The sequence below is a fragment of the Flavobacterium aquatile LMG 4008 = ATCC 11947 genome (assembly GCF_000757385.1).
In the GTDB taxonomy this organism is placed as follows: domain Bacteria; phylum Bacteroidota; class Bacteroidia; order Flavobacteriales; family Flavobacteriaceae; genus Flavobacterium; species Flavobacterium aquatile.
On record NZ_JRHH01000002.1, the window covers coordinates 601,407 to 626,379 of the forward strand.

The window sequence follows — 24,973 nt, forward strand, 5'->3', positions numbered from 1 at the left end:
AAGATTTTATGTCTGAAGAAAGAAATATTAGAATAAACAAAGTTTTAAGGGAATTAAACATTTCGTTAGAAAGAGCTGTCGATTATCTTAAGGATAAAGGAATTGCAATAGATGCAAATCCAAACGCTAAGATATCCGACAAGGAGTTTGATATTCTACAAAATCAATTTGCTGGTGATAAAGGCAACAAAGAGGCGTCTAAAGGTGTTAGCGAAGAGATAAAAAAGGAAAAAGAAGCGCTTCGTCTTGAAAGAGAAAAAGAAATTGAAGACAAAAGAAAAGTAGAAGAAGAGCGTCAACGTCTTGAAGTTATCAAAGCTAAAGCTGTAGTGTCTGGCCCAAAACAAGTAGGTAAAATTGAACTGGATCCAAAACCAGGTGCTTCAAGTAAGACAGAAGAAGTAAAAGCTCCAGAAGCCAAACCACAAGAAGTGAAAACTCCTGAGGTGAAAGCACCTGAAGTAAAAATACAAGAGGTTAAAGCTCCAGAAGTGAAAACTCCTGAAGTTAAAGCTCCAGAAGTAAAAGTTGAAGAGATTAAAGTTCCAGTGGCAGAAGTGAAAGCGCCAAAAGTGGTTGCAATTGAAACTCCTAAAGTGGAAACTAAAGCAGAAAATACTTCAGAAGTAGTTGAGGATGAAACACACACTACTCAATATCAAAATCTTTCTGGTCCAACATTAACAGGTCAAAAAATCGACTTATCGCAATTCAACAAACCTAAGAAAAAAGTTGAAACGCCAAAGATTAATAGCGGAAGTAAATTAAATCCAGATCCGAATAAAAATAAGAGAAAAAGAATCCCACCAAAACCAGGTGAAGCACGTCCAAATACAGGTGGAAATGCCGCAGGAGGAAATACTGGAGGTCCAAATAGACCAGCTGGTGGAAATAAATTTACAGCAAATAAACCTGGCGGTGGCGGTGGTTTCCAAAAAGGAAATCGTCCAGCTATTGTTCAAAAAGTCGAGCCTACTGAAGAGGAAGTTAAAAACCAAATCAAAGAAACTCTTGAAAGACTTCAAGGTAAAGGTTCTAAATCTAAAGCTGCAAAATACAGAAGAGATAAAAGAGATACGCACCGTCAACGTTCAGATGATGAGCAAAAAGCAATCGATGAAGGAAGTAAAACTATCAAAGTAACAGAATTCGTTACTGTTGGTGAAGTTGCTACCATGATGGATGTGCCAATTACAAAAGTGATTGGAACTTGTATGTCACTTGGAATAATGGTTACAATGAACCAGCGTTTAGATGCAGAAACATTGTCAATCGTTGCGGACGAGTTTGGATATGAAGTAGAATTTATCACAACAGATTTAGAAGATTCTATTGATGTTGTCGTAGATAGAGAAGAAGATTTAATTACTCGTGCACCAATCGTTACCGTTATGGGTCACGTAGATCACGGTAAAACATCGTTACTTGATAATATCCGTAAAGAAAATGTAATCGCTGGAGAATCTGGAGGAATTACGCAACATATCGGAGCTTACGGAGTAACTCTTGATGGTGGACAAAAAATAACTTTCCTTGATACACCAGGTCACGAGGCGTTTACCGCAATGCGTGCACGTGGAGCTCAAGTTACAGATATTGCAATTATTGTAATCGCTGCGGACGATGACATCATGCCTCAAACAAAAGAAGCAATTTCTCACGCTCAGGCGGCAAATGTTCCTATGATATTTGCAATTAACAAAATTGATAAACAAGGTGCTAATCCTGAAAAAATCAAGGAGAAATTAGCCGGAATGAATTTACTTGTTGAAGATTGGGGTGGAAAATATCAATCACATGATATTTCTGCAAAATCTGGAATTGGAGTAAAAGAACTATTAGAAAAAGTATTGCTTGAAGCTGAAATTTTAGACCTAAAAGCTAACCCAAATAAACCAGCTGTTGGTACGGTTGTAGAAGCTCAACTTGATAAAGGTAGAGGATATATTTCTACAATATTAGTACAATCTGGGACATTAAAAATTGGAGATTACGTTCTTGCTGGAAAAAACCATGGTAAGGTTAAAGCAATGCACGATGAGCGTGGAAATAATATTACAGAAGCTGGACCATCAACACCAATATCTATTTTAGGATTGGATGGTGCGTCAACTGCTGGAGATAAATTCAACGTTTTTGAAGACGAAAGAGAAGCCAAACAAATTGCTGCCAAACGTACTCAGTTAATGCGTGAACAATCGGTAAGAACACAGCGTCACATTACTCTTGCAGAGATTGGTCGTCGTATCGCTCTTGGACAATTTAAAGAACTTAATATTATCCTTAAAGGAGATGTTGATGGTTCGGTTGAAGCACTTTCGAGTGAATTCACAAAATTATCGACAGAAGAAATTCAGATTAATATTATACATAAAGGAGTTGGAGCAATTACAGAAACCGACGTTATGTTGGCATCTGCGTCAGACGCAATTATCATCGGATTTAACGTTCGTCCTGCCGGAAGTGCTCGTCAATTAGCTATGAAAGAAGAAATTGATATTAGAAATTACTCTATTATTTATGACGCTATCAACGACTTAAAAGATGCGATGGAAGGAATGCTTTCTCCAGAAATGAAGGAAGAAATTACTGGAACTGCCGAAATTCGTGAAACATTCAAGATTTCAAAAGTGGGTACAATTGCTGGATGTATGGTTACAGATGGTAAAATATTCAGAAACTCTAAAATACGTTTAATCCGTGAAGGAGTTGTAATTTTCACTGGAGAATTATCTACACTAAAACGTTTTAAAGACGATGTAAAAGAAGTTTCAAAAGGATACGATTGTGGTATTCAATTAAAGAATTACAACGAAATAGAGCAATTAGATATTATCGAAGCGTTCCAAGAAGTAGAAGTAAAGAAAAAGTTGAAATAAGAACAAATAAAAAATCCCGAGAAATCGGGATTTTTTTATTTACTAGGTTTTATTAAAATTGAATTTGGATATTTTTTTCGAACTAAATTCAAATTTCGTTCAGCTTCAATTCTTGTTTTAAAATTACCAACGATAACTTTATAAGCCGGAGTACTAAAAATTATTGTAGCATCATAGTTTTTAAATTCTCTTTTAAAGTCAATCAATGCTTTTTTAGAACTCTCACTATTTCCATTAAAAATCTGTATTTTATATCTGTTATTGATTGTTATTGAGGAGTTTATTCTTCTTTTTTCGTTTAATAACTGCTCAAAATTGTCATCTTGACTAACAGTGACGCTTTGTGCATTTACAGTTGAAAATGAATTTAAAATGATAAAAGTCAACAGTGAATAAATGACTCTTTTTTCCGATAAATAGTTCATAATAGTTTGATTTATATGCAAATGTACTACTTCTTAAATTAACCAAAACACCTAATATTATTTAGAATTAATATAAATTAAGAATTAAGATATATTTAAGGTTTTGAGAATAATTCTTAAGTCGTATTTTTGTGCAAGTTTTTAAAAATGTACAATGTTTTTCTATAATTATTCAATAGAAAAAATCATACCAAAATTGTCGATAATCATTAACTATATGAAAAAAGTGGGTAACCATAATTCGATTTCTAGGAATTTAATTCTAAGCTTAGCTTTAATGCTAACAATTTCCTTAACTTCATTTGCTCAAGATGCTGCGCCTGTAACGGCTGCTCCTGCTACTGATGTTGCTGCAACTCCAGCCGCTGCTCCTGCTGCCGGTGGTGATGCTGTAAAAGGTAAAGAACTTTTTAATGCCAATTGTGCTGCTTGTCACAAATTAGATGCTAAAGCAACTGGTCCTGCACTTCGCGGTGTAGCGAACAAGTATGACATGGCTTGGATTTACAAATGGGTAAATAACAGTTCTGAACTAATTAAATCAGGTGATGCAAAAGCTGTAAAAATATTTGAAGAATACAATAAGTCTGTAATGACTGCGTTTCCTCAATTATCAACTGCAGATATTGATAACATTATCGCTTACACTTCAGAAGTTAAGCCAGAAGCTCCAACTGGAATGCAAATCAGTAATGGTGGTCTTCAAGCAAAAGACGAAAATTCAATTTCAAACAACGTAATTTTAGGGTTTTTAGTAACAGTAATGTTATTATTAATTGTGATGTTGTTCCTTGTTTATAACATGTTGAACAGAATTGCTGCTTCTAAAGGATTAGAGATTCCTAAAAAAGATAATTCTTTATTATCAGTTTGGAGAGCATTCGCAAGAAATCAATTCTTGGTTTTAGTTTCTTCAATCTTTTTATTGCTTGCAAGTGGTTATTTTGTTTACGGATATTTATCTCAAATTGGTGTAGATCAAAACTACGCCCCAATTCAACCGATACATTTCTCTCATAGAATTCACGCTGGAAGTAATGGTGTTGATTGTAAATACTGTCACTCTGCGGCTCGTGTTAGTAAAAATGCTGGTATTCCTTCATTAAATGTTTGTATGAACTGTCATAAAAACATTGCTGAAGTTGCAGATACAACCGCGACACCAGAATACTCTAAAGCATTCTACGATGGAGAAATCCAAAAATTATATACTGCTGTTGGTTGGGATAAGTCAACTCAAAAATATACAGGAAAAACAAAACCAGTGAAATGGGTTCGTATTCATAACTTACAGGATTTCGTTTACTTCAATCACTCACAACACGTTTCTGTTGCTGGAATTGAGTGTCAAAAATGTCACGGTGAAGTTCAAACGTATGAAATCCAAAAACAATTCGCTCCATTAACAATGGGATGGTGTATCGATTGTCACCGTAAAACCGATGTTAAAATGGAAGGAAATGCTTACTACGATAAAATTCACAAAGAACTTTCTAAAAAATACGGTGTAGACAAATTGACTGCTGCACAAATGGGAGGTTTAGAATGCGGTAAGTGTCACTATTAATCAATTTATTAAGAAGCTAATAATATATATACGATGTCATCAAACAAAAAATACTGGAAAAGTGTTGAAGAACTAAACGAAAATAGTTCTATTGTTGAGACGCTTAAAAATAACGAATTTGTGGAAGCAATTCCAACAGATGAATTTTTAGGAGACGCAGCATCTTTGTCATCATCATCAACTACTCGTCGTGATTTTTTAAAATACGTTGGATTTAGTACAGCAGCAGCTACATTAGCAGCTTGTGAAGGTCCAGTGCATAAATCAATTCCTTACGTAGTACAACCAGAGCAAATTATTCCTGGTATTGCAGATTTTTATGCAACTACTATGTTTGACGGTTTTGATTTTGCCAATCTTTTAGTTAAAACTCGTGAAGGTCGTCCTATCAAAATAGACAACAACAAAATCGAAGGTGCAAAATTTGCTGCAAATGCAAGAGTTCATGCTTCAGTTTTGTCATTGTATGATAGTATGCGTTTGAAATCACCAATGATTAATCAAAAAAACGCCAATTGGACTGAAGTAGATGCTAAAATTAAATCAAGTTTAGCTGATGCAAAAGCTAAAGGTGGTCAAGTAGTTTTATTGACTAACACATTAGCAAGTCCTTCAACTGAAAAATTGATTGCAGATTTCTTAGCTAAAAATCCAAATTCAAAACATGTAATTTATGACGCTGTTTCAGAATCGGCTGCTTTAGATGCTTTCGAAACTGTTTACGGTCAAAGAGCTCTTGTAGATTACGATTTTTCAAAAGCAAATACAATAGTTTCTATCGGTGCTGATTTCTTAGGTGATTGGCAAGGTGGAAGTTTTGATTCAGGTTATGCAAAAGGTAGAATTCCTCAAGCAGGAAAAATGTCTAAGCATATCCAATTTGAAGCAAACATGACTTTATCTGGTGCTGCTGCCGATAAAAGAGTTGCAATGTCTGTTGCAAATCAAAAGCAAGCATTAGTTAAAATATATAATGTAATAACTGGTTCTTCAATTGCATCTTCTTTAGGAAAAGAATTTGATACTGAAGTAACAAAAGCTGCAAAACAATTACAAGATGCAGGAAGTAAAGGTGTTTTAGTATCTGGAATTCAAGATAAAAACGCACAACTTTTAGTTATTGCAATCAATCAAGTTTTAGCAAGTGAGGCATTCTCAACTACTGGAGCAAGACAAATTAGAAAAGGATCAAACGAAAAAGTAGCTCAATTAATCGCTGATTTAAATGCTGGAACTGTTCACACATTAATCATGAGTGGCGTAAATCCAGTTTATACTTTAGCAAACAGTGAAGCATTTATATCTGGACTTAAAAAGACAAAATTATCTGTTGCATTTTCTTTGAAAGAAGATGAAACAGCATCTATAACTACAATTGCTGCGGCTGTTCCTCATTATTTAGAATCTTGGAACGACCACAGTTTAACTGCAGGAACATATTCATTAACTCAACCAACAATTCGTCCATTATTCAATACGAAACAATTTCAAGATGTTTTATTGTCTTTAAATGGTGCTGGTGGTACTTTTTATGATTATTTAAAAGTAAATTCTGGAGCATTTGTTGCAGGAACTTCTTGGAATAAAGTAGTTCATGATGGTATTTTCGTTGGTGCGGCTTCTACTGTTTCTGGTGGAACTGCTGATTATGCTTCGGCTGCTAATGCATTATCACAAGCAAAACCTGTCGCTGGATTTGAATTGGTTTTATATACTAAAACTGGTTTAGGTGATGGACAACAAGCAAATAACCCATGGTTACAAGAATTTCCAGATCCAATCACAAGAGTTTCTTGGGATAACTATTTAACTGTTTCTAAAGCTGATGCTGAAGAATTAAAATTAGGAAATGAAATCGTTGCTAATGGTGGTTTAAATGGTAGTTATGCAACAGTAAAAGTTGGAAAAACTGAACTTAAAGTGCCAGTTATTATTCAGCCAGGTCAAGCTAAAGGAACTGTTGGTTTATCTTTAGGATATGGTCGTAAAGCGGCTTTAAAAGAAGAAATGCAAGTAGGTGTTAACGCTTACGTATTATATAATAATTTCGATAATGTTCAAGCTGCACAATTAGTAAAAGCTGATGGTGAACACGAATTTGCAAGTGTTCAATCTCAGAAAACATTAATGGGTAGAGGTGATATTGTTAAAGAAACTACATTAGCAGTTTACAAAGAGGCTAGTGCTAAAGGTGATATCAAAGCATTTAATGCTCCACCAATGGTATCTTTAGATCACAAAGAAGTAGAAGCTACAAAGGTGGATTTATGGGAGTCATTTGACCGTTCAGTAGGACATCACTTTAACCTTTCTATCGATTTAAATGCTTGTACAGGTTGTGGAGCTTGTGTAATTGCTTGTCATGCAGAAAATAACGTACCAGTTGTTGGTAAAGACGAAGTAAGAAGAAGTCGTGATATGCACTGGTTGCGTATTGACAGATATTATTCGTCAGAAGATACTTTCGCAGGTGATAATAAGAAAAAAGAAGAATTTGACGGTTTAACTGGAGATAAAGGTTCATTAAGCGGATTTGGAGAAATGGAAGATCCATCAGATAATCCTCAAGTAGTTTTCCAACCAGTAATGTGTCAACACTGTAATCATGCACCTTGTGAAACAGTTTGCCCGGTTGCTGCAACATCTCACGGTCGTCAAGGTCAAAACCAAATGGCTTACAACAGATGTGTTGGAACTAGATATTGTGCAAACAACTGTCCTTATAAAGTACGTCGTTTCAACTGGTTCTTATATAACAATAATGATGAATTTAATTTCCATATGAATGACGATTTAGGTCGTATGGTAATTAATCCAGATGTTAACGTTCGTTCTCGTGGAGTTATGGAAAAATGTTCATTGTGTATTCAAATGACGCAAAAAACAATTTTGACAGCTAAACGTGAAGGTAGAGAAGTAAAAGCAGATGAATTTGAAACAGCTTGTTCTGCAGCTTGTTCTTCTGGAGCCATGATTTTTGGTGATGTAAATAATACTGAAGATGCGGTTACAAAATTAGCAGCATCAGATAGATCATACCATTTGTTAGAGCACGTTGGTACAAAACCAAACGTAGTTTATCAAGTAAAAGTTAGAAATGTATAATAAGAACATATAGATAGAAATAATAGTTTTTCTGAGTAAAATCTAAAGTTAAAATCTAAAATTTAAAATTAAATTATGTCGTCTCATTACGAAGCACCCATTAGAAAACCCTTAGTTATAGGTGATAAAAGTTATCATGATATAACGGTAGATGTAGCTGCACCAGTTGAAGGTAGAGCAAATAAACAGTGGTGGACTGTATTTTCTATCGCATTAGCCGCTTTCCTTTGGGGAGTTGGTTGTATAATTTATACCATATCTACAGGTATTGGAACTTGGGGTTTAAATAAAACCGTTGGTTGGGCTTGGGATATCACTAACTTCGTTTGGTGGGTTGGTATCGGTCACGCCGGAACATTAATTTCTGCAGTATTATTGTTATTCCGTCAAAGATGGAGAATGGCAATTAACCGTTCTGCTGAAGCAATGACTATCTTCTCTGTAGTTCAAGCTGGATTGTTCCCAATAATTCACATGGGTCGACCTTGGTTAGCTTACTGGGTTGTGCCTATTCCAAATCAATTAGGTTCTTTATGGGTGAATTTTAACTCACCTTTATTATGGGACGTATTCGCAATTTCAACATACCTTTCAGTATCATTAGTTTTCTGGTGGACTGGTTTATTACCTGATTTCGCAATGCTTAGAGACAGAGCTGTCACACCATTTACTAAAAGAGTTTATTCTATTTTGAGTTTTGGATGGAGCGGAAGAGCTAAAGATTGGCAACGTTTTGAAGAAGTTTCACTTGTATTAGCAGGTTTAGCAACTCCACTCGTACTTTCTGTACACACGATTGTATCTTTTGACTTCGCAACTTCAGTAATTCCTGGATGGCATACTACTATTTTCCCTCCATATTTCGTTGCTGGAGCGGTTTTCTCTGGATTTGCAATGGTAAATACTTTACTTATCATCATGAGAAAAGTATCTAACTTAGAAGCATATATCACAGTTCAACATATCGAATTAATGAATATTGTAATCATGATTACAGGTTCTATCGTTGGTGTTGCTTATATCACAGAGTTATTCGTTGCTTGGTATTCTGGTGTAGAATACGAACAATATGCATTTTTAAATAGAGCAACTGGACCTTACTGGTGGGCATATTGGTCAATGATGACTTGTAATGTATTCTCTCCTCAGTTCATGTGGTTCAAAAAATTAAGAACTAGTATTATGTTCTCTTTCATCATCTCAATTGTGGTAAACATTGGAATGTGGTTTGAACGTTTTGTAATCATTGTAACATCATTACACAGAGATTACCTTCCGTCTTCATGGACAATGTTCTCTCCTACATTTGTTGATATTGGAATTTTTACAGGAACTATCGGATTCTTCTTCGTATTATTTTTATTGTATGCTAGAACATTCCCAGTAATTGCTCAAGCAGAGGTGAAAACTATTTTGAAATCTTCGGGAGAAAATTATAAAAGACAAAGAGAACAAGAAGGACATAATCATTCAGAAAAACATTAATATTTGTTATGAGTAGTAATAAAGTTATACACGCTATATACAATGATGATGACATTTTAATGGATGCCGTAAAGCAAACAAGAAAAGCACATCATCATATTGAAGAAGTTTTCACTCCTTTTCCAGTTCACGGATTGGACAAAGCAATGGGATTAGCACCAACTAGACTTGCAATATGCGCCTTTATTTATGGCTGTATTGGTCTTTCGGTTGCAACTGCAATGATGAATTATATTATGATTACTGACTGGCCTCAAGATATTGGAGGTAAACCAAGTATGAGTTATATTCAAAATATGCCAGCTTTCGTTCCGGTTATGTTTGAGATGACTGTATTTTTTGCAGCTCACTTAATGGTAATTACTTTCTATATGAGAAGTAAATTATGGCCATTCAAAGAAGCAGAAAATCCAGATGTAAGAACTACAGATGATCACTTCTTAATGGAAGTAGCTGTTAAAGATAATGAAGAAGAATTGACTTCTTTTTTAAGAAATACTGGCGCAGTAGAAGTTAAAGTAATTGAAAAGCACTAATTTAGATATGAAAAGTTTAATTAAAATAGCAGGTCTATTCGTATTAGTAGTTTCAGTTTCATCATGTAAAAATGATTTGAAACCAAACTATCAATACATGCCTAATATGTACGAATCTGTAGCATACGAAACTTATGCTGAATCTGATGCTTTTAATTCGCCAACAGGTTTAAAAGGTAAAGAAGGACAAATCCCAGCCGAAGGTTCTATTAAAAGAGGTTTTGAACCATACGAATATCCAAACACAACCGCAGGTTATGATGCCGCAAAAGCTAATTTAAAATCGCCACTAGATTCAACAGGTGTTGATGCTAAAAAAGCAGAAGAATTGTACACTATATACTGTTCAATTTGTCACGGTGAAGCTGGTGATGGTAAAGGAAAATTAGTAAAGCAAGAAAAGTTTTTAGGAGTTCCTGCATATAAAGACAGACCGGTTACTGAAGGTAGTATTTACCACGTAATTACATACGGTTTGAACTCAATGGGTTCTCATGCGAATCAGCTTTCTTCTAAAGAACGTTGGATGGTAACATCACATGTTCTTAAATTAAGAAATCAATAATTAAGAATTATTTCATAAACAGATAGTTATATAGATATGTACACATTTTCAAAAAATTTAAAAAACATTGCACTTGCCCTAATGATTTTAGGATTAGTAGGTATTGTGTATGGTTTTTTATCTGCTCCAAAGACTATTGAAGAGGTAGAAAAAATTGTGGCAGAAAGTCATCATGGTGGACATCATGCTGAAGCAACAACTCACGATGCTCATGCAACAGAAGCAACTCATGAAACTAAAGCTGCTGTAGCTCATGAAGAAGTAAAAGATACTACTCATGCAGTTGCCCACAATACTGAAGTTAAAAATGATTCGGTAGTTGCATCTGAAAATGATTCTACAAAAACTGAAGTAGCACCAGTTGTTACTGAAAATCATGATAATCACACAACAACTGAAGTACCTCACGTTGCTAAAGTTGATGCTGAAAAGGAGCACAAAGAACATATTGAGCACGTTTTTCATCAATTACAAAATAAACCATGGGCTGCTTTATACGTAGCTTGTATATTTTTCCTTTTAATTTCTATGGGAGTTTTAGCATTTTATGCTATTCAACAAGTTGCACAAGCAGGTTGGTCTCCAGTTTTATTTAGAGTTATGCAAGGAATTACGGCTTATTTGCCATATGGTTCTGTGATTTTCTTCATATTATTATTACTTTCAGGTTTCCATGTAAATCATTTATTTGTATGGATGAAAGAAGGTGTAGATGTTGTTGGTCACGAGAATTATGATAAATTAATTGCTGGTAAAACAGGATACTTAAATGTACCTTTCTGGTTAATTAGAGCGGCAATATTTTTAATTGGTTGGAATTTATACAGACACTTATCAAGAAAAAACTGTTTAGCTCAAGACGAAGCTAATGATAATTTATTCTATAAAAAGAACTTTAAATTATCTGCTGCATTTTTAGTTTTCTTTATAGTTTCTGAGTCAATCATGGCTTGGGATTGGATTATGTCTGTTGATCCTCATTGGTTCAGTACATTATTTGGATGGTACGTTTTTGCAAGTTTCTTTGTAAGTGGAATTACTACAATTTCAATGGTAACATTATATTTAAAATCTAAAGGATATTTAGAAAATGTAAATTCAAGCCACATTCACGATTTATCTAAATTTATGTTTGGTATTAGTGTTTTCTGGACGTATTTATGGTTCTCACAATTCATGTTGATTTGGTATTCTAATATTCCAGAAGAGGTAACTTATTTCATTACAAGAATCAAAGATTACAATTTATTATTCTTTGGTGCTGTAGCTTTAAACTTCTTATTCCCAATATTAGTTTTAATCAATACTGATTTCAAACGTGTAGCTGGAATTGTAGTTTTTGCTGGTATCATCATTTTATTCGGACATTATATTGATTTCTTCAATATGATTATGCCTGCAACAGTCGGAGATCAATGGTTTATTGGTGTATCTGAAATCAGCTCTCTATTATTTTTCTTAGGATTATTTATTTTTGTAGTATTCAATGCATTAACAAAAGTGCCACTTACTCCAAAACGTAATCCATTCATCGAAGAAAGTAAACATTTTCATTATTAATATTTAAAGAAAAAACAAATGACAAGTTTTTTGGTACTTTTTATTTTAGTTTTATTATCAATTGCAATTTGGCAATTAACTAAAATTTTTGACCTTACGCAAATTGGGCAATCATCAGATAATACTCAAATTGCTAACGATAATGATAATAAGGTTAATGGCTACTTAATGTTCGCCTTCCTAGTTTTTATATACTTAACTACAATAGTTTGTATCGTTAAATATGGTGATTTGCCTTTAATGAGCGGATCAGCGTCAGTTCACGGTAAAGACGTAGATCAATTGATGTGGATATCAATGATTTTAATTTTTGTTGTTCAAACGATTACTCAGGCTTTATTACATTATTTTGCATTTAAATATAGAGGTCGTAAAGGACAAACTGCAATGTACTTTGCAGATAATAATAAATTAGAATTTATTTGGAGTTCTATTCCAGCTGTTGTCTTAGCAGTTTTAATTTTCTACGGATTGTATGCTTGGACAGACATTATGTTTGTTGATGAAGATGAAGATACAATTGTAATTGAATTATATGCTAAACAATTTGGTTGGGAAGCAAGATATTCAGGAAAAGATAATGTATTAGGAAAAGCTAATGTTAGATACATCGAAGGTGTAAATACCGTTGGCGTAGATTTAGCAGATCCAAATGCGCAAGATGATATAGTAGTAAATGAATTACACTTGCCAAAAGGGAAACGTGTAGTTTTTAAAATTCGTTCTCAAGACGTTTTACACTCTGCTTACATGCCACATTTTAGAGCACAAATGAACTGTGTTCCAGGTATGGTAACTCAATTTTCTTTCATTCCAAACATGACAACGTCAGAAATGAGAGAGACGGAAGATATGATTACGAAGGTGAATAGAATTAATCAAATTCGTGAAAAGAAAAATACTCAACTAGTGGCGGAAGGTAAAACACCTCTTGATCCTTACACATTTGACTATTTACTTCTATGTAACAAAATTTGTGGAGCTTCTCACTATAACATGCAAATGAAAGTTGTAGTTGATACTCCAGAAGAATTTAAAACATGGTTAAAAGATAAACCAACTTTAGTTCAGGCTGTTAAAGATGCAAATGCTGCTCCAGCAGATGCTGAAAAACCAAATGTAACTAACGATTCAACTACTGCGAAAGCAGATACTACAGTAGTTGCTCAAGTTGAAATGAAATAATAAAAATAACTTTACACTTATATGTCAGCAATGAGTCACGAACACGATCACCACGAACACGATCACCACGAAGAACACCATCACAAAGATACCTTCATTACTAAATACATTTTTAGTATTGATCATAAGATGATTGCTAAGCAATATCTTATTACTGGTATTATAATGGGTTTAATTGGTGTTGGTATGTCAATGCTTTTCAGAATGCAATTGGCTTGGCCTGAGGAATCATTCAAAATATTCAGCTTTTTCTTAGGTGAAAGAATGGCACCAGGTGGCGTTATGAATAACGAAACTTATCTTGCTCTTGTTACAATTCACGGTACCATCATGGTATTCTTTGTTCTAACAGCCGGTTTAAGTGGAACTTTCAGTAACCTTCTTATTCCACTACAAATTGGAGCTCGAGATATGGCTTCTGGTTTCTTAAATATGATTTCTTATTGGTTATTCTTTACTTCAAGTGTAATCATGGTTATCTCTTTATTTGTGGAATCTGGACCTGCATCTGCTGGATGGACAATTTATCCACCGTTAAGTGCCTTGCCACAAGCAATTTCTGGTTCTGGATTAGGTATGACTTTATGGTTAGTTTCTATGGCCATTTTCATTGCATCTTCTTTAATGGGTTCATTAAATTATATCGTAACTGTTATTAATTTAAGAACTAAAGGTATGTCAATGACAAGATTACCACTTACAATTTGGGCTTTCTTTATTACAGCTGTTATTGGTGTGATTTCGTTCCCAGTATTATTGTCTGCGGCTTTAATGTTAATTATGGATAGAGGTTTTGGTACTTCTTTCTTCTTGTCAGATATTTATATTGCAGGTGAAGTATTGAATTATCAAGGTGGTTCTCCAGTTTTATTTGAACACTTATTTTGGTTTTTAGGTCACCCTGAAGTTTATATTGTATTATTGCCAGCTTTAGGAATTACATCTGAAGTTATAGCAACAAACTCTCGTAAGCCTATATTTGGATACAGAGCGATGATTATGTCAATTCTAGCAATTGCATTTTTATCAACTATCGTTTGGGGTCACCACATGTTTATCTCTGGTATGAATCCATTCTTAGGTTCTGTTTTTACATTTACAACTTTATTAATTGCAATTCCATCAGCAGTAAAGGCATTCAACTATATAACGACACTTTGGAAAGGTAATTTACAATTAAATCCAGCAATGTTATTTTCAATCGGATTGGTTTCTACTTTCATTACTGGAGGTTTAACAGGTCTTATTCTTGGAGATAGCACGCTAGATATTAACGTTCACGATACGTATTTCGTAGTTGCTCACTTCCACTTAGTAATGGGTATTTCTGCTCTTTACGGAATGTTTGCAGGTATTTATCACTGGTATCCAAGAATGTTTGGTAGAATGTTAAATAAAAACTTAGGCTATATTCACTTTTGGGTAACTGCAGTTTGTGCTTACGGAGTTTTCTTTCCAATGCACTTCATAGGAATGGCTGGTTTACCAAGACGTTACTATACAAATACAAACTTCCCTTTATTTGATGATTTGCAAAATGTAAACGTAATTATTACTTGCTTTGCTTTAGTTGGTGGTGCCTTCCAATTGGTTTTCCTTTGGAATTTCTTCCACAGCATGTTCTTTGGTAAAAAATCAGTACAAAACCCATGGAGATCAAATACTCTTGAGTGGACCGCTCCAGTAGAACACATGCACGGTAACTGGCCTGGGGAAATTCCTGAAGTTCACAGATGGCCTTATGATTACAGTAAACCAGGACATGAAGAAGATTTTGTTCCGCAAAATGTTCCAATGAAACCAGGAGAAGAAGTTTTACATCACTAAGATTTTAAATCACTATAAAAAATGCCTTTCATTTCGGAAGGCATTTTTATTTACTTATAACTTTGTTATATATTTGTAGTATGAACGAAAATTTAGACCCAACGAATAAAGGCTTTAATCCTGAAGAACTTGACATCGAAAAGAAGTTAAGACCTCTTTCGTTTGATGATTTTACTGGTCAAGAGCAGGTTTTAGAAAACTTGAAAGTATTTGTTGAAGCTGCAAATCAACGTGAAGAAGCACTTGATCACACTTTGTTTCATGGTCCGCCAGGATTAGGAAAAACTACATTAGCTAATATTTTGGCTAGTGAACTTGGTGTTGGAATAAAAATTACGTCTGGACCTGTTTTAGATAAGCCAGGAGATTTAGCAGGTTTGTTGACAAATCTTGAGGAAAGGGATGTTCTTTTTATAGATGAAATTCACCGTTTAAGTCCAATTGTTGAAGAGTATTTATATTCTGCGATGGAAGATTTCAAAATTGATATCATGATTGAATCGGGTCCAAATGCTAGAACAGTTCAAATCAATTTGAATCCTTTTACATTGGTTGGTGCAACCACGCGTTCGGGCTTGTTAACTGCACCAATGCGAGCTAGATTCGGAATTCAAAGTAGATTACAATATTATAATACCGAACTTTTAACAACCATTGTTCAACGAAGTGCATCTATTTTAAAAATGCCAATTACTATGGAAGCTGCAATTGAGATTGCAGGTAGAAGTCGTGGTACGCCTCGTATTGCAAACGCACTTTTACGACGAGTGAGAGATTTTGCTCAAATAAAAGGGAACGGAAAAATTGATATTGAAATTGCTAGGTTTTCTCTTAAAGCATTAAATGTTGACGCGCACGGATTAGACGAAATGGACAACAAAATCCTAACTACAATTATCGAAAAATTTAAAGGTGGACCAGTTGGATTATCAACTCTTGCAACAGCGGTTTCTGAAAGTGGTGAAACAATTGAAGAAGTGTATGAACCCTTTTTAATTCAAGAAGGTTTTATAATGCGTACGCCTAGAGGTAGAGAAGTGACTGAAAAAGCATACAAGCATTTAGGAAAAATTAAGTTGAATGTTCAAGGTGGACTTTTTTAATTTTGATAAACAATAAAGAAAAATATACAAATCTTATAAAAACCGAAGCCAAACGCCTCGGTTTTCTTTCTTGTGGCATATCTAAATCTGGGTTTCTTGAAGAAGAAGCTCCACGATTAGAAAATTGGCTGAACAATCAAATGCAGGGTCAAATGAGTTATATGGAAAACAATTTTGACAAAAGATTGAATCCTAATTTGCTTGTTGACGATGCCAAAAGTGTCGTTTCATTATTACTGAATTATTATCCATCGGAAATTCAAAATGAGGAAAGTTATAAAATATCAAAATACGCCTATGGCCAAGATTATCATTTTGTAATCAAAGAAAAATTAAAAGAATTATTACATACAATTCAAATAGAAATCGGTGAAGTTTCTGGACGTGCTTTTGTAGATTCTGCTCCAGTTTTAGACAAAGCTTGGGCTGCTAAAAGTGGTCTAGGATGGATTGGTAAAAACAGCAATTTATTAACTCAAAAAGTAGGTTCGTTTTACTTTATTGCCGAATTAATTATTGATATCGAATTAGACTACGATCACGCAACAACTGATCATTGTGGAACATGCACCGCTTGTATCGACGCTTGCCCGACTGAAGCAATTGTTGCACCTTATATAGTTGACGGAAGTAAATGTATTTCTTATTTTACGATTGAATTAAAAGAAAATTTGCCAATCGAAATGAAAGGAAAATTTGATGATTGGGCTTTTGGATGTGATATTTGTCAAGACGTTTGTCCGTGGAATAAATTTTCAAAACCGCACAACGAACCGTTATTTAATCCCAATGCTGAATTGTTGTCGTTTTCTAAAAAAGACTGGCAAGAAATTACCGAAGACACTTTTAAAAAAGTATTTAAAAATTCAGCTGTTAAGCGAACTAAATTGGAAGGTTTTACCAGAAATATTACTTTTCTAAAGTAGATTCTCTTTCTAAAATTTTTGTTTCTAATTCAATGGTTTTTGGTTGAAATGAAAGTGATTCTTTTTTACAATTCATTTCTTCCAATAGTAAACAGAACGATTGAACGCCCATTTCATAACTTGGTTGATCTACAGTGCTAAGTTTTGGAGTTATCACTTGCGACATAAACCAATTACTGAAACCAATAACCTTGATTTGTTGCGGTACTTTAATTCCAATTTCATTAAAATAATCTAATACCCCAACGGCAACCAAATCTGTAATCACAAAAACGCCATCTACATCTGGATGTTCTTTTATTATTTGTTCAGCAAAAAGTTTTCCTTCTTCAAACGTTACATTATCGCAAGTGTAAACTAGTTTAGAATTGTATACGATATCATGTTTTTCTAAGGCTTTTTTATATCCTAAAAAGCGATCGATTGCATTTTGAGGATTAACTGGTCCACGAATATGGGCAATTTTTTTGCATCCTTTATTTATCAAATGAGCAACAGCATTATAAGCTGCTTTTTGATCGTTAATAATCACTTTGGAGCAATTAACCAATTTAGAGATTTTGTCAAACATCACAAATGGAATTTCTCTACGAATTAATTCTTTTATGTGATCATCATCGTTCGACTCATTTGACAATGACATAATTATTCCATCAACTCGCTTGCTCATCAATAATTCAACTTGCTTTTTTTCTAATTCTAACGATTCATTTGATTGTAAAATAATTACTAGATAACCGTTTTTTTCTGCTTCAGCAATTATTCCATTAATGACATTCGAAAAGAAATGATGTACGACTTCTGGAATGATTAATCCTATAGTTCGTGATTCTTTAGTTCTTAGATTAACTGCAAAAGAATTTGGGGTATATTGTAAGCTATTTGCTAAATCTAAAACAGCTTTTCTAGTTTTAGCACTAACATCAGGATAGTTTTTTAAGGCTTTTGAAACTGTTGTTATAGATATTCCCAAAGTTTCGGCAATTTGTTTAAGAGTAATATCTTTCATTTAACAAATATGATACTTTTTTTTCAAATTTCAAATCGAAAACGTTTTCGTAGTTTTCGAAAACGTTTTCGATACTTTATTCTCATTTTTGTAACATCAAATACTATAATTTCGAAATATTAATCAACCTATTTTATAAATCAAATAAAAATATTAAAATGAAAAAAATTACTAGTTTTTTGAAAAAAACGATGTTTTTAGTAGCAATTATGCTGATAAATCAATCGTTTGCTCAAAGTGGTGTTTTATCAGGTAACGTAAAAGACAATAAAGGTGAAGCCGTTATTGGTGCGAATGTTGTTGCTGGATCCAAATCTACAACAACAGATGTTGACGGTAAATACGTTATTTCTGGAGTTACAAATGGTAAAATTACAGTTTCAGTATCCTACATTGGATACAAACCAAGTTCGCAAGAAGTAACTATTCAAGGCGATACAACGCTAGATTTTAATCTGCAAGAAGATTCTTCAAACCTAGAAGAAGTTGTTGTAACTGGGGTTGTAAATCCAAAAACAAAATTAAAGTCGAGCGTTTCTATTACGTCATTAGATGTAAAACAAATAGAACAATCTGCACCTAGATCAACTGCCGAAATTTTTAGAACTATTCCTGGTATTCGTTCAGAATCTTCTGGAGGTGAAGGAAATTCTAATATTTCTGTTCGTGGTGTGCCTATTTCTTCTGGTGGATCTAAATATTTACAAATTCAAGAAGATGGTTTACCAGTGCTTTTATATGGTGATATAGCTTTTGCAACTGCAGATATATTTACAAGATTTGATAGAAACATAGCTAAAGTTGAAGCTATTCGTGGAGGTTCTGCTTCTACACTTTCGTCAAATTCTCCTGGTGGAATTATCAACTTTATTAGTAAAACTGGTAAAGTAGAAGGTGGAAGTATGGCTACAAGTTTCGGTTTAGACTACAATGATTTTAGAACCGATTTAGAATATGGTGCAAAAATTGGAGACGGCTTATACTTTCATGCTGGCGGATTCTACAGATCGGGTGAAGGTGTAAGAAGTCCTGGATTTATCGCAAATAATGGTGGACAAGTAAAATTTAATATTACTAAAGAATTCGAAAACGGATCAGTAACTATCTATACTAAGTTTTTAAATGATAGAGCAGCATCTTACATGCCAATGCCGGTGAAAGTTACAGGGACAAATTCTAACCCAAATTGGGATAGTGTAAGTGGTTTTGATGCAACAAATGGAGCTTTACAATCGGTTTATTTAAGTCATAATGTAGGACTTGGTCCTGATGGACAATTGAGAAGAGGTAAGGTGAATGATGGGATGAATCCAATTTCAAAATCAATTGGTGCAAATGTAAATTTTGATTTACAAGATGGATGGAAAGTAACAAACAACGGTCGTTTTTCATCTAATAGCGGACAGTTTATTTCTCCATTTCCTGCAGAAGTTGCTTCTGCCTCAACAATTGCTACATCATTTGGCGCTGGTTCAACTTTATCTTATGCTAATGATGGAACTGCTTTTAATAATCCTAACGGATTGGTAGCAAGAATTCACATGTTTGATGTACAATTAAACAACTTCAATAACTTCATGAATGATTTAAGAATCACTAAAAAGTTTGATAACATCGGACTTGGAGTTACTGCTGGTTACTTCAAATCAATTCAAAATATATCAATGTCTTGGTTGTGGAATTCTTATTTACAAGAAGTATCAGATAACAATCCTCGTTTAATTAATGTAACAGATGCATCTGGAAATTTACTATCTGATAACGGATTGTACGCATACGGAACACCTTTATGGGGTAACTTAGCCAGAAATTATGATACACAATATAATGTTTCTGCACCTTATTTAAATTTAGCTTTAGATGTAAATACTAAATTGTCTTTAGAAGGTGGTTTGCGTTATGATAAAGGTCAAGTAAATGGTTCATTTGCTGGCGGAACTTCTACAACTTATGATATCAACAATGACGGAGTAATTTCTGCTCCTGAACAAAATGTTTTCGCTGTAAATACTGCAAATACAACTGCTGTTGATTATGATTATGACTATGTTTCTTATACTTTAGGTGGAAATTATTTGTTAAACGAACAACAATCAGTATTTGCAAGATATAGTAAAGGTGCTTCTGCAAAAGCCGATAGAATTTTATTCTCAGGTTTAAATTATTTAGATGGAGATAAAATCAATGCAAAAGATTTCTTAGCGCAACTTGAAGTTGGATATAAAAGAAAATTCTCTAAAGGGTATTTTTATCTAACTGCTTTTCAAGCAACTACTACAGAAGAAGGAGGATTTGAAGCTACATCTAATAGCGTAATTGAAAACGATTACAAATCATTAGGTTTAGAGTTGGAAACATCATACAATGTGAATAGCGATTTTAATTTACGTGGTGGTTTAACTTACACAAAAGCCGAAATCACTTCTGGTGCTAATGACGGTAATGATCCAAGAAGACAACCAAAATTAATGTATAATTTCATCCCAACTTATAAATTCTCGCAAAAGAAAAATACATTAGGATTAAGTTTTATTGGTCAAACAAAAGCTTACGCTCAAGACAATAATGACTTGGTTATGAATGGATTTTTAATCGTTAACGGATTTGTAGAAGTTGGTATCACAAAAGGACTTTCTGTAAATGTTTCTGGAAACAATTTATTTGATACACTTGCAATTACAGAAGTTGAAGAAGGAAGTATTACAAATAATGCAACCAACATTGTTAGAGCAAGACCTTTACCTGGACGTTCGCTATCAATGGCATTAAACTATAGATTTTAAGATAATTTCAATGCTTTATTTTGTTGATAATTCCTGTACCAATACTACTTGGTATGGGAATTATTTTTAAAATAAAAAACATATTTTTACACTATTCAACTACTTCATATTCATTATTTTAAAATATTAATTTGTACTACCATGAGTAAAAAAATCAACTTAAGCTTTTGGCAAATTTGGAATATGAATGTTGGTTTTTTCGGAATCCAATACAGTTTTGGGTTGCAACAAACTGCTGTGAATCCTATATTTTCGTTTCTCGGTGCTGATCATCATGATTTGCCTTGGCTAAATTTAGCCGGACCAATTACAGGATTGTTAGTACAACCAATAATTGGAGCATTATCAGATAAAACTTGGTCACCAAGATTTGGTAGAAGAAAACCCTATTTTTTCGTTGGAGCAATTCTTTGTAGTTTATGTCTTTTCCTTTTTCCTTTCAGTTCAAGTCTTTGGATGGCTGTTGGTTTACTCTGGATTTTAGATGCTGCGAACAATACTGCAATGGAACCTTACAGAGCTTTTATTGGTGATAATCTTCCACAAAATCAGCATACTTTTGGATTTCAAATGCAAAGTTTGTTCGTTGGAGCCGGAATCACAATTGCTAACTTATCGCTGTTTGTTTTTCAAAAGTTCTTTAGTCAGCCTGCGGTTGAAAGTGCTTCAATTTGCCAAACAGATAATGCTAATTCCATTCCAACTTGGGTATATTATTCCTTTTTTATTGGTGCTTTTTGTTCTATAGCTTCTGTTCTTTGGTCTATTTATAAAACTCCGGAATATCCGCCATCAGAGGAAGAATTACAAAAATTAGTAGAAGAAAAACAAAAGAATAATAATTTCTGGAAAAGAATAATGGCACCAATAATTGAAATTTTTCAATCTATTGCAAACATGCCAAAACTTCTTTGGCAATTGGCTTTAGTTTACTTATTTCAATGGTATGCACTTTTTTGTTATTGGCAATTTATAACACCTACAATTAAAAGAACGCTTTTCGGAATAACAGCTGCCGATGAAGAAAAATCAACCAGACTTATTGACGCCTGTAAAAATGGTGTAGAATTAACATCACAAGACGCCAATTTTGTAAAACATATTGCTGATTTAACAGAACAAGCTGTTGGTCACACTGGCTTAATGAACGGAACTTATAATTTTGTTACTATGATTATTGCTCTTGCTCTTGTGCCTTTAGCCCGAAAATATTCCTCTAAAATAATTCATACATTTTGTCTCTTTTTTACTGCTTTTGCATTATTAATGATTCCTCAAATAGAAAATAAATACATGCTTTTTATTCCTATGATTTTCTTCGGAATTGGCTGGGCTTCAATGATGGGATTGCCTTATTCTATGGTTTCTAAATCAATTCCTACAGACAAAAGAGGAGTTTATATGGGAATTATAAACATGATGATTGTAATACCAATGTTTATACAAACCATCACTTTTGGACCAATATTAAAAAATCTACTTAACGACAATCCAATAAATGCAATTTACGCCGCTGGAGTTTTATTTGTCCTAGCCGGAATTAGTGTTTTATTTATGAAAGTTGAAAGAGAAAATGCCAATCATGAATAATATAAATTACGACAAAGCGATACAATTATTGCAACAGGTTTCAACTAATGCAGGGTTTTTAGCCAGCGCCGAAAACACTTCTAACTACCAACGAGTTTGGGCAAGAGATGGTGTGATTTGTGGATTGGCAGCATTGGCATCTGGTGATGAAAAGTTAATTGAAACCTTTAAAAATACACTAGAAACATTAGCCAATAATCAACATGATTTGGGTACAATTCCATCTAATGTTTTAGTTTCAGAAAATGAAAATACTGTTAGTTACGGCGGTCTTGCTGGAAGAGTTGATGCTGTAACTTGGTTTATAATAGGAGTTTGCCAATACGGATATTATAAAAATGACCGTCAATTTGTAGAAAAGTATAAACCACAAATAGAAAAATGTCTTCAGTTGTTAGATACGTGGGAATTCAATAATAAGCATCTTGTTTACGTACCGCTTTCTGGCAATTGGGCAGACGAATATATTACAGATGGCTACGTTCTTTATGATCAATTGTTGCGTATTTGGGCTTTAAAATCTTATAATCATTTCGAAAAAAGTGAAGATATTTCTAATAAAATAAATCAAATTACTAAACAATTAGAAATCAATTTCACACCCAACTCAATTGGAGAAAAATACCATGAACGTGCATATAATGAAGTTGTTTTCGATAACTATATGCCGTGCTCATTTTCACCTTCTGGATATAAAATACAATTTGATGCTTTCGCAAATTCACTAGCGGTGCTATTAAATATTGGTTCTTCAAGCTTTCAAGATACTATTTTATCTTCGGCTAAGCATTTAGCTTCGAGTACAAAACTTGGTTTAGTTCCAGCTTTTTGGCCTCCAATATTTGAAAATGAGGAGCATTGGAATTTATTGAAAAATAATTGCAAGTACGAATTTAGAAATTACCCAAATGAGTTTCACAATGGCGGAAGTTGGTCGATGGTAAACGGGTTTTTTGGTTTGGCTTTGATATCAAAATCTCAAACTAAATCAGCTCAACTAATTTTAGATAGAATAAATGAAGCAAATGCTATAGAAGATTTTTCTTTTTATGAAAATTTCAATACCATTTCAGCTAAACCAAACGGAGTTGCTTATTGCGCTTGGAGTGCGGCAGCAGCAGTGTTAGTTCATCAATCAATTACAAATGATTTTAAATTTTTAGTTTAATTTCAAATTGATAGTTAAAAATAAATTACAATGAAATCAATAGATATAATAAGTATAGGAGAAGTTTTAATTGACTTTATAGGTCATGAAATTAATACTTCCATAAATAGAACCAAAGATTATCATCGTTTTCTTGGTGGATCACCAACTAACGTAGCGGTGAATGCTTCAAGATTAGGTTTGAAATCGGTTTTGGTGGCTTCCTGCGGACAAGACGGTTTGGGTGATTATGTGGTAAGGAAATTGAAATCAAATAATGTAGACACTTCTTCAATTAGAAAATCGGATACTGCGCCAACTTCTGTAATTTTTGTCTCGAAATCTACAGAAACACCCGATTTTATTCCGTATCGACAAGCCGATTGTGAAATATTTGAAAGTCAACTTAGTGATGCAACTATTGCCGATGCTAAAATTTTTCATACCACTTGTTTCGCTTTAAGCAAAAACCCAGCAAGACAAACCATTTTAAATAGAGCTAGAAAAGCCAAAGAACTTGGATTAAAATTGAGCATTGATATTAATTTTTCTGAAAGAATTTGGCCAGATAGAGAAGAAGCCAAACAAGTTTTAAAGGAATATTTAGCAAACGATCCATTAGTAAAGTTAAGTGAAGACGATTGCTACAGGTTATTTGCCGAAGTGAAATCGGAAGATTATATATTTGATTACTTTCATAATCTTGGCGCATCAACTATTTGTTTAACAAAAGGTAAAAACGGAGTCGCATTATCTGATGTTAATGAAGGTTTGTTGTTTCAAAAAGCTATGAAAATTGATGATATAAAAGATACAACTGGAGCTGGTGACGCCTTTTGGACCGGATTTTTATTTGCTCAAATAGAAAATAAAAGTTTGAACGAATGTATTACAATAGCTCAAAAATTGGCTTCAATAAAATTGCAAAATGTTGGTAGATTACCTGATAACATCAATATTAAAAAAATAATTCAAGAATAAAGTTAGTTAGAGATTAGTTTGATTTGATTGAAAAGCTGTGATATTACAGCTTTTTTTGTTGAAGTTAATCCAAATGTTACTATAGAATTGAGAAACTCTACAAAAGACACTTGCTATCTAGCCCTGATTGTAACGGCATTCCCGATTTTTCATCGGGAATATAGCGAAAAGCAGGAATAGGGAAACCAAAAGTGACCAAGCGATTCGCTCCTGAAAAACAATAAAATTTTATTTAAAAGAAAACTGGTAAATGTTTCCTTTTTCGGTTGATACTTTTACCTTTGTAGGTCAGAAGAAAAA

General features: G+C 33.6%; 17 protein-coding genes. 15 read left to right on the forward strand and 2 right to left on the reverse strand.

Going from position 1 to position 24,973, the window contains the following annotated elements:
* Positions 1-8 precede the first annotated feature (8 nt).
* Complete coding sequence (gene infB, locus LG45_RS05705; RefSeq protein ID WP_035125249.1) at positions 9-2,879, forward strand: translation initiation factor IF-2; 2,871 nt, start codon at positions 9-11, stop codon at positions 2,877-2,879.
* A 35-nt stretch (positions 2,880-2,914) separates the two neighbouring features.
* On the opposite strand, the gene LG45_RS05710 is transcribed toward infB, so the two are convergent.
* Positions 2,915-3,304 carry an SPOR domain-containing protein gene (locus LG45_RS05710; protein WP_035125252.1) on the reverse strand — a complete coding sequence of 130 codons (390 nt, stop codon included), beginning with the start codon at positions 3,302-3,304 and terminating at the stop codon, positions 2,915-2,917.
* A gap of 217 nt (positions 3,305-3,521) precedes the next feature.
* Here LG45_RS05710 and LG45_RS05715 point away from each other — a divergent pair, with 217 nt between their 5' ends.
* From LG45_RS05715 to queG, 10 genes are all read left to right on the forward strand, one after another.
* Positions 3,522-4,871, forward strand: a complete 1,350-nt coding sequence (locus tag LG45_RS05715; protein WP_035125427.1) for a c-type cytochrome — start codon at positions 3,522-3,524, stop codon at positions 4,869-4,871.
* A gap of 33 nt (positions 4,872-4,904) precedes the next feature.
* Complete coding sequence (locus tag LG45_RS05720; protein WP_035125254.1) at positions 4,905-7,976, forward strand: TAT-variant-translocated molybdopterin oxidoreductase; 3,072 nt, start codon at positions 4,905-4,907, stop codon at positions 7,974-7,976.
* 75 nt (positions 7,977-8,051) lie between these two features.
* On the forward strand, positions 8,052-9,461 hold the full coding sequence (gene nrfD / locus LG45_RS05725; RefSeq protein ID WP_035125257.1) for an NrfD/PsrC family molybdoenzyme membrane anchor subunit: 1,410 nt from the start codon (positions 8,052-8,054) through the stop codon (positions 9,459-9,461).
* A gap of 8 nt (positions 9,462-9,469) precedes the next feature.
* Positions 9,470-9,997 (forward strand): DUF3341 domain-containing protein, encoded by a 528-nt coding sequence (locus LG45_RS05730; protein WP_035125260.1) that lies wholly within the window; start codon positions 9,470-9,472, stop codon positions 9,995-9,997.
* A gap of 7 nt (positions 9,998-10,004) precedes the next feature.
* Positions 10,005-10,562 (forward strand): c-type cytochrome, encoded by a 558-nt coding sequence (locus LG45_RS05735; protein ID WP_035125428.1) that lies wholly within the window; start codon positions 10,005-10,007, stop codon positions 10,560-10,562.
* Between the two features lie 36 nt (positions 10,563-10,598).
* Positions 10,599-12,122 (forward strand): hypothetical protein, encoded by a 1,524-nt coding sequence (locus LG45_RS05740; RefSeq protein ID WP_035125263.1) that lies wholly within the window; start codon positions 10,599-10,601, stop codon positions 12,120-12,122.
* Between the two features lie 18 nt (positions 12,123-12,140).
* The gene (locus LG45_RS05745) at positions 12,141-13,307 is read left to right on the forward strand and encodes a cytochrome c oxidase subunit II (RefSeq protein ID WP_035125267.1); all 1,167 of its coding nucleotides are present in this window, start codon (positions 12,141-12,143) and stop codon (positions 13,305-13,307) included.
* A 21-nt stretch (positions 13,308-13,328) separates the two neighbouring features.
* The gene (locus tag LG45_RS05750; protein ID WP_035125268.1) at positions 13,329-15,134 is read left to right on the forward strand and encodes a cytochrome c oxidase subunit I; all 1,806 of its coding nucleotides are present in this window, start codon (positions 13,329-13,331) and stop codon (positions 15,132-15,134) included.
* 80 nt (positions 15,135-15,214) lie between these two features.
* The gene (gene ruvB / locus LG45_RS05755) at positions 15,215-16,237 is read left to right on the forward strand and encodes a Holliday junction branch migration DNA helicase RuvB (RefSeq protein ID WP_035125270.1); all 1,023 of its coding nucleotides are present in this window, start codon (positions 15,215-15,217) and stop codon (positions 16,235-16,237) included.
* 2 nt (positions 16,238-16,239) lie between these two features.
* Positions 16,240-17,163, forward strand: coding sequence for a tRNA epoxyqueuosine(34) reductase QueG (gene queG, locus LG45_RS05760; RefSeq protein WP_035125272.1), 924 nt, complete (start codon positions 16,240-16,242; stop codon positions 17,161-17,163).
* Here the strand turns inward: queG and LG45_RS05765 are convergent.
* Positions 17,147-18,172, reverse strand: coding sequence for a LacI family DNA-binding transcriptional regulator (locus tag LG45_RS05765; protein WP_035125274.1), 1,026 nt, complete (start codon positions 18,170-18,172; stop codon positions 17,147-17,149). The genes queG and LG45_RS05765 overlap by 17 nt on opposite strands.
* A 158-nt stretch (positions 18,173-18,330) precedes the next feature.
* Between LG45_RS05765 and LG45_RS05770 the strand changes: the two genes are divergently transcribed.
* From LG45_RS05770 to LG45_RS05785, 4 genes are all read left to right on the forward strand, one after another.
* Positions 18,331-20,955, forward strand: coding sequence for a TonB-dependent receptor domain-containing protein (locus tag LG45_RS05770; RefSeq protein ID WP_052087502.1), 2,625 nt, complete (start codon positions 18,331-18,333; stop codon positions 20,953-20,955).
* A gap of 141 nt (positions 20,956-21,096) precedes the next feature.
* Complete coding sequence (locus tag LG45_RS05775; protein ID WP_035125277.1) at positions 21,097-22,545, forward strand: MFS transporter; 1,449 nt, start codon at positions 21,097-21,099, stop codon at positions 22,543-22,545.
* Positions 22,538-23,713, forward strand: coding sequence for a glycoside hydrolase 100 family protein (locus LG45_RS05780; RefSeq protein WP_035125430.1), 1,176 nt, complete (start codon positions 22,538-22,540; stop codon positions 23,711-23,713). Before LG45_RS05775 ends, LG45_RS05780 begins: the two co-directional genes overlap by 8 nt.
* A 30-nt stretch (positions 23,714-23,743) precedes the next feature.
* On the forward strand, positions 23,744-24,673 hold the full coding sequence (locus LG45_RS05785) for a carbohydrate kinase family protein (RefSeq protein ID WP_035125278.1): 930 nt from the start codon (positions 23,744-23,746) through the stop codon (positions 24,671-24,673).
* The last annotated feature ends 300 nt before the right edge of the window (positions 24,674-24,973 follow it).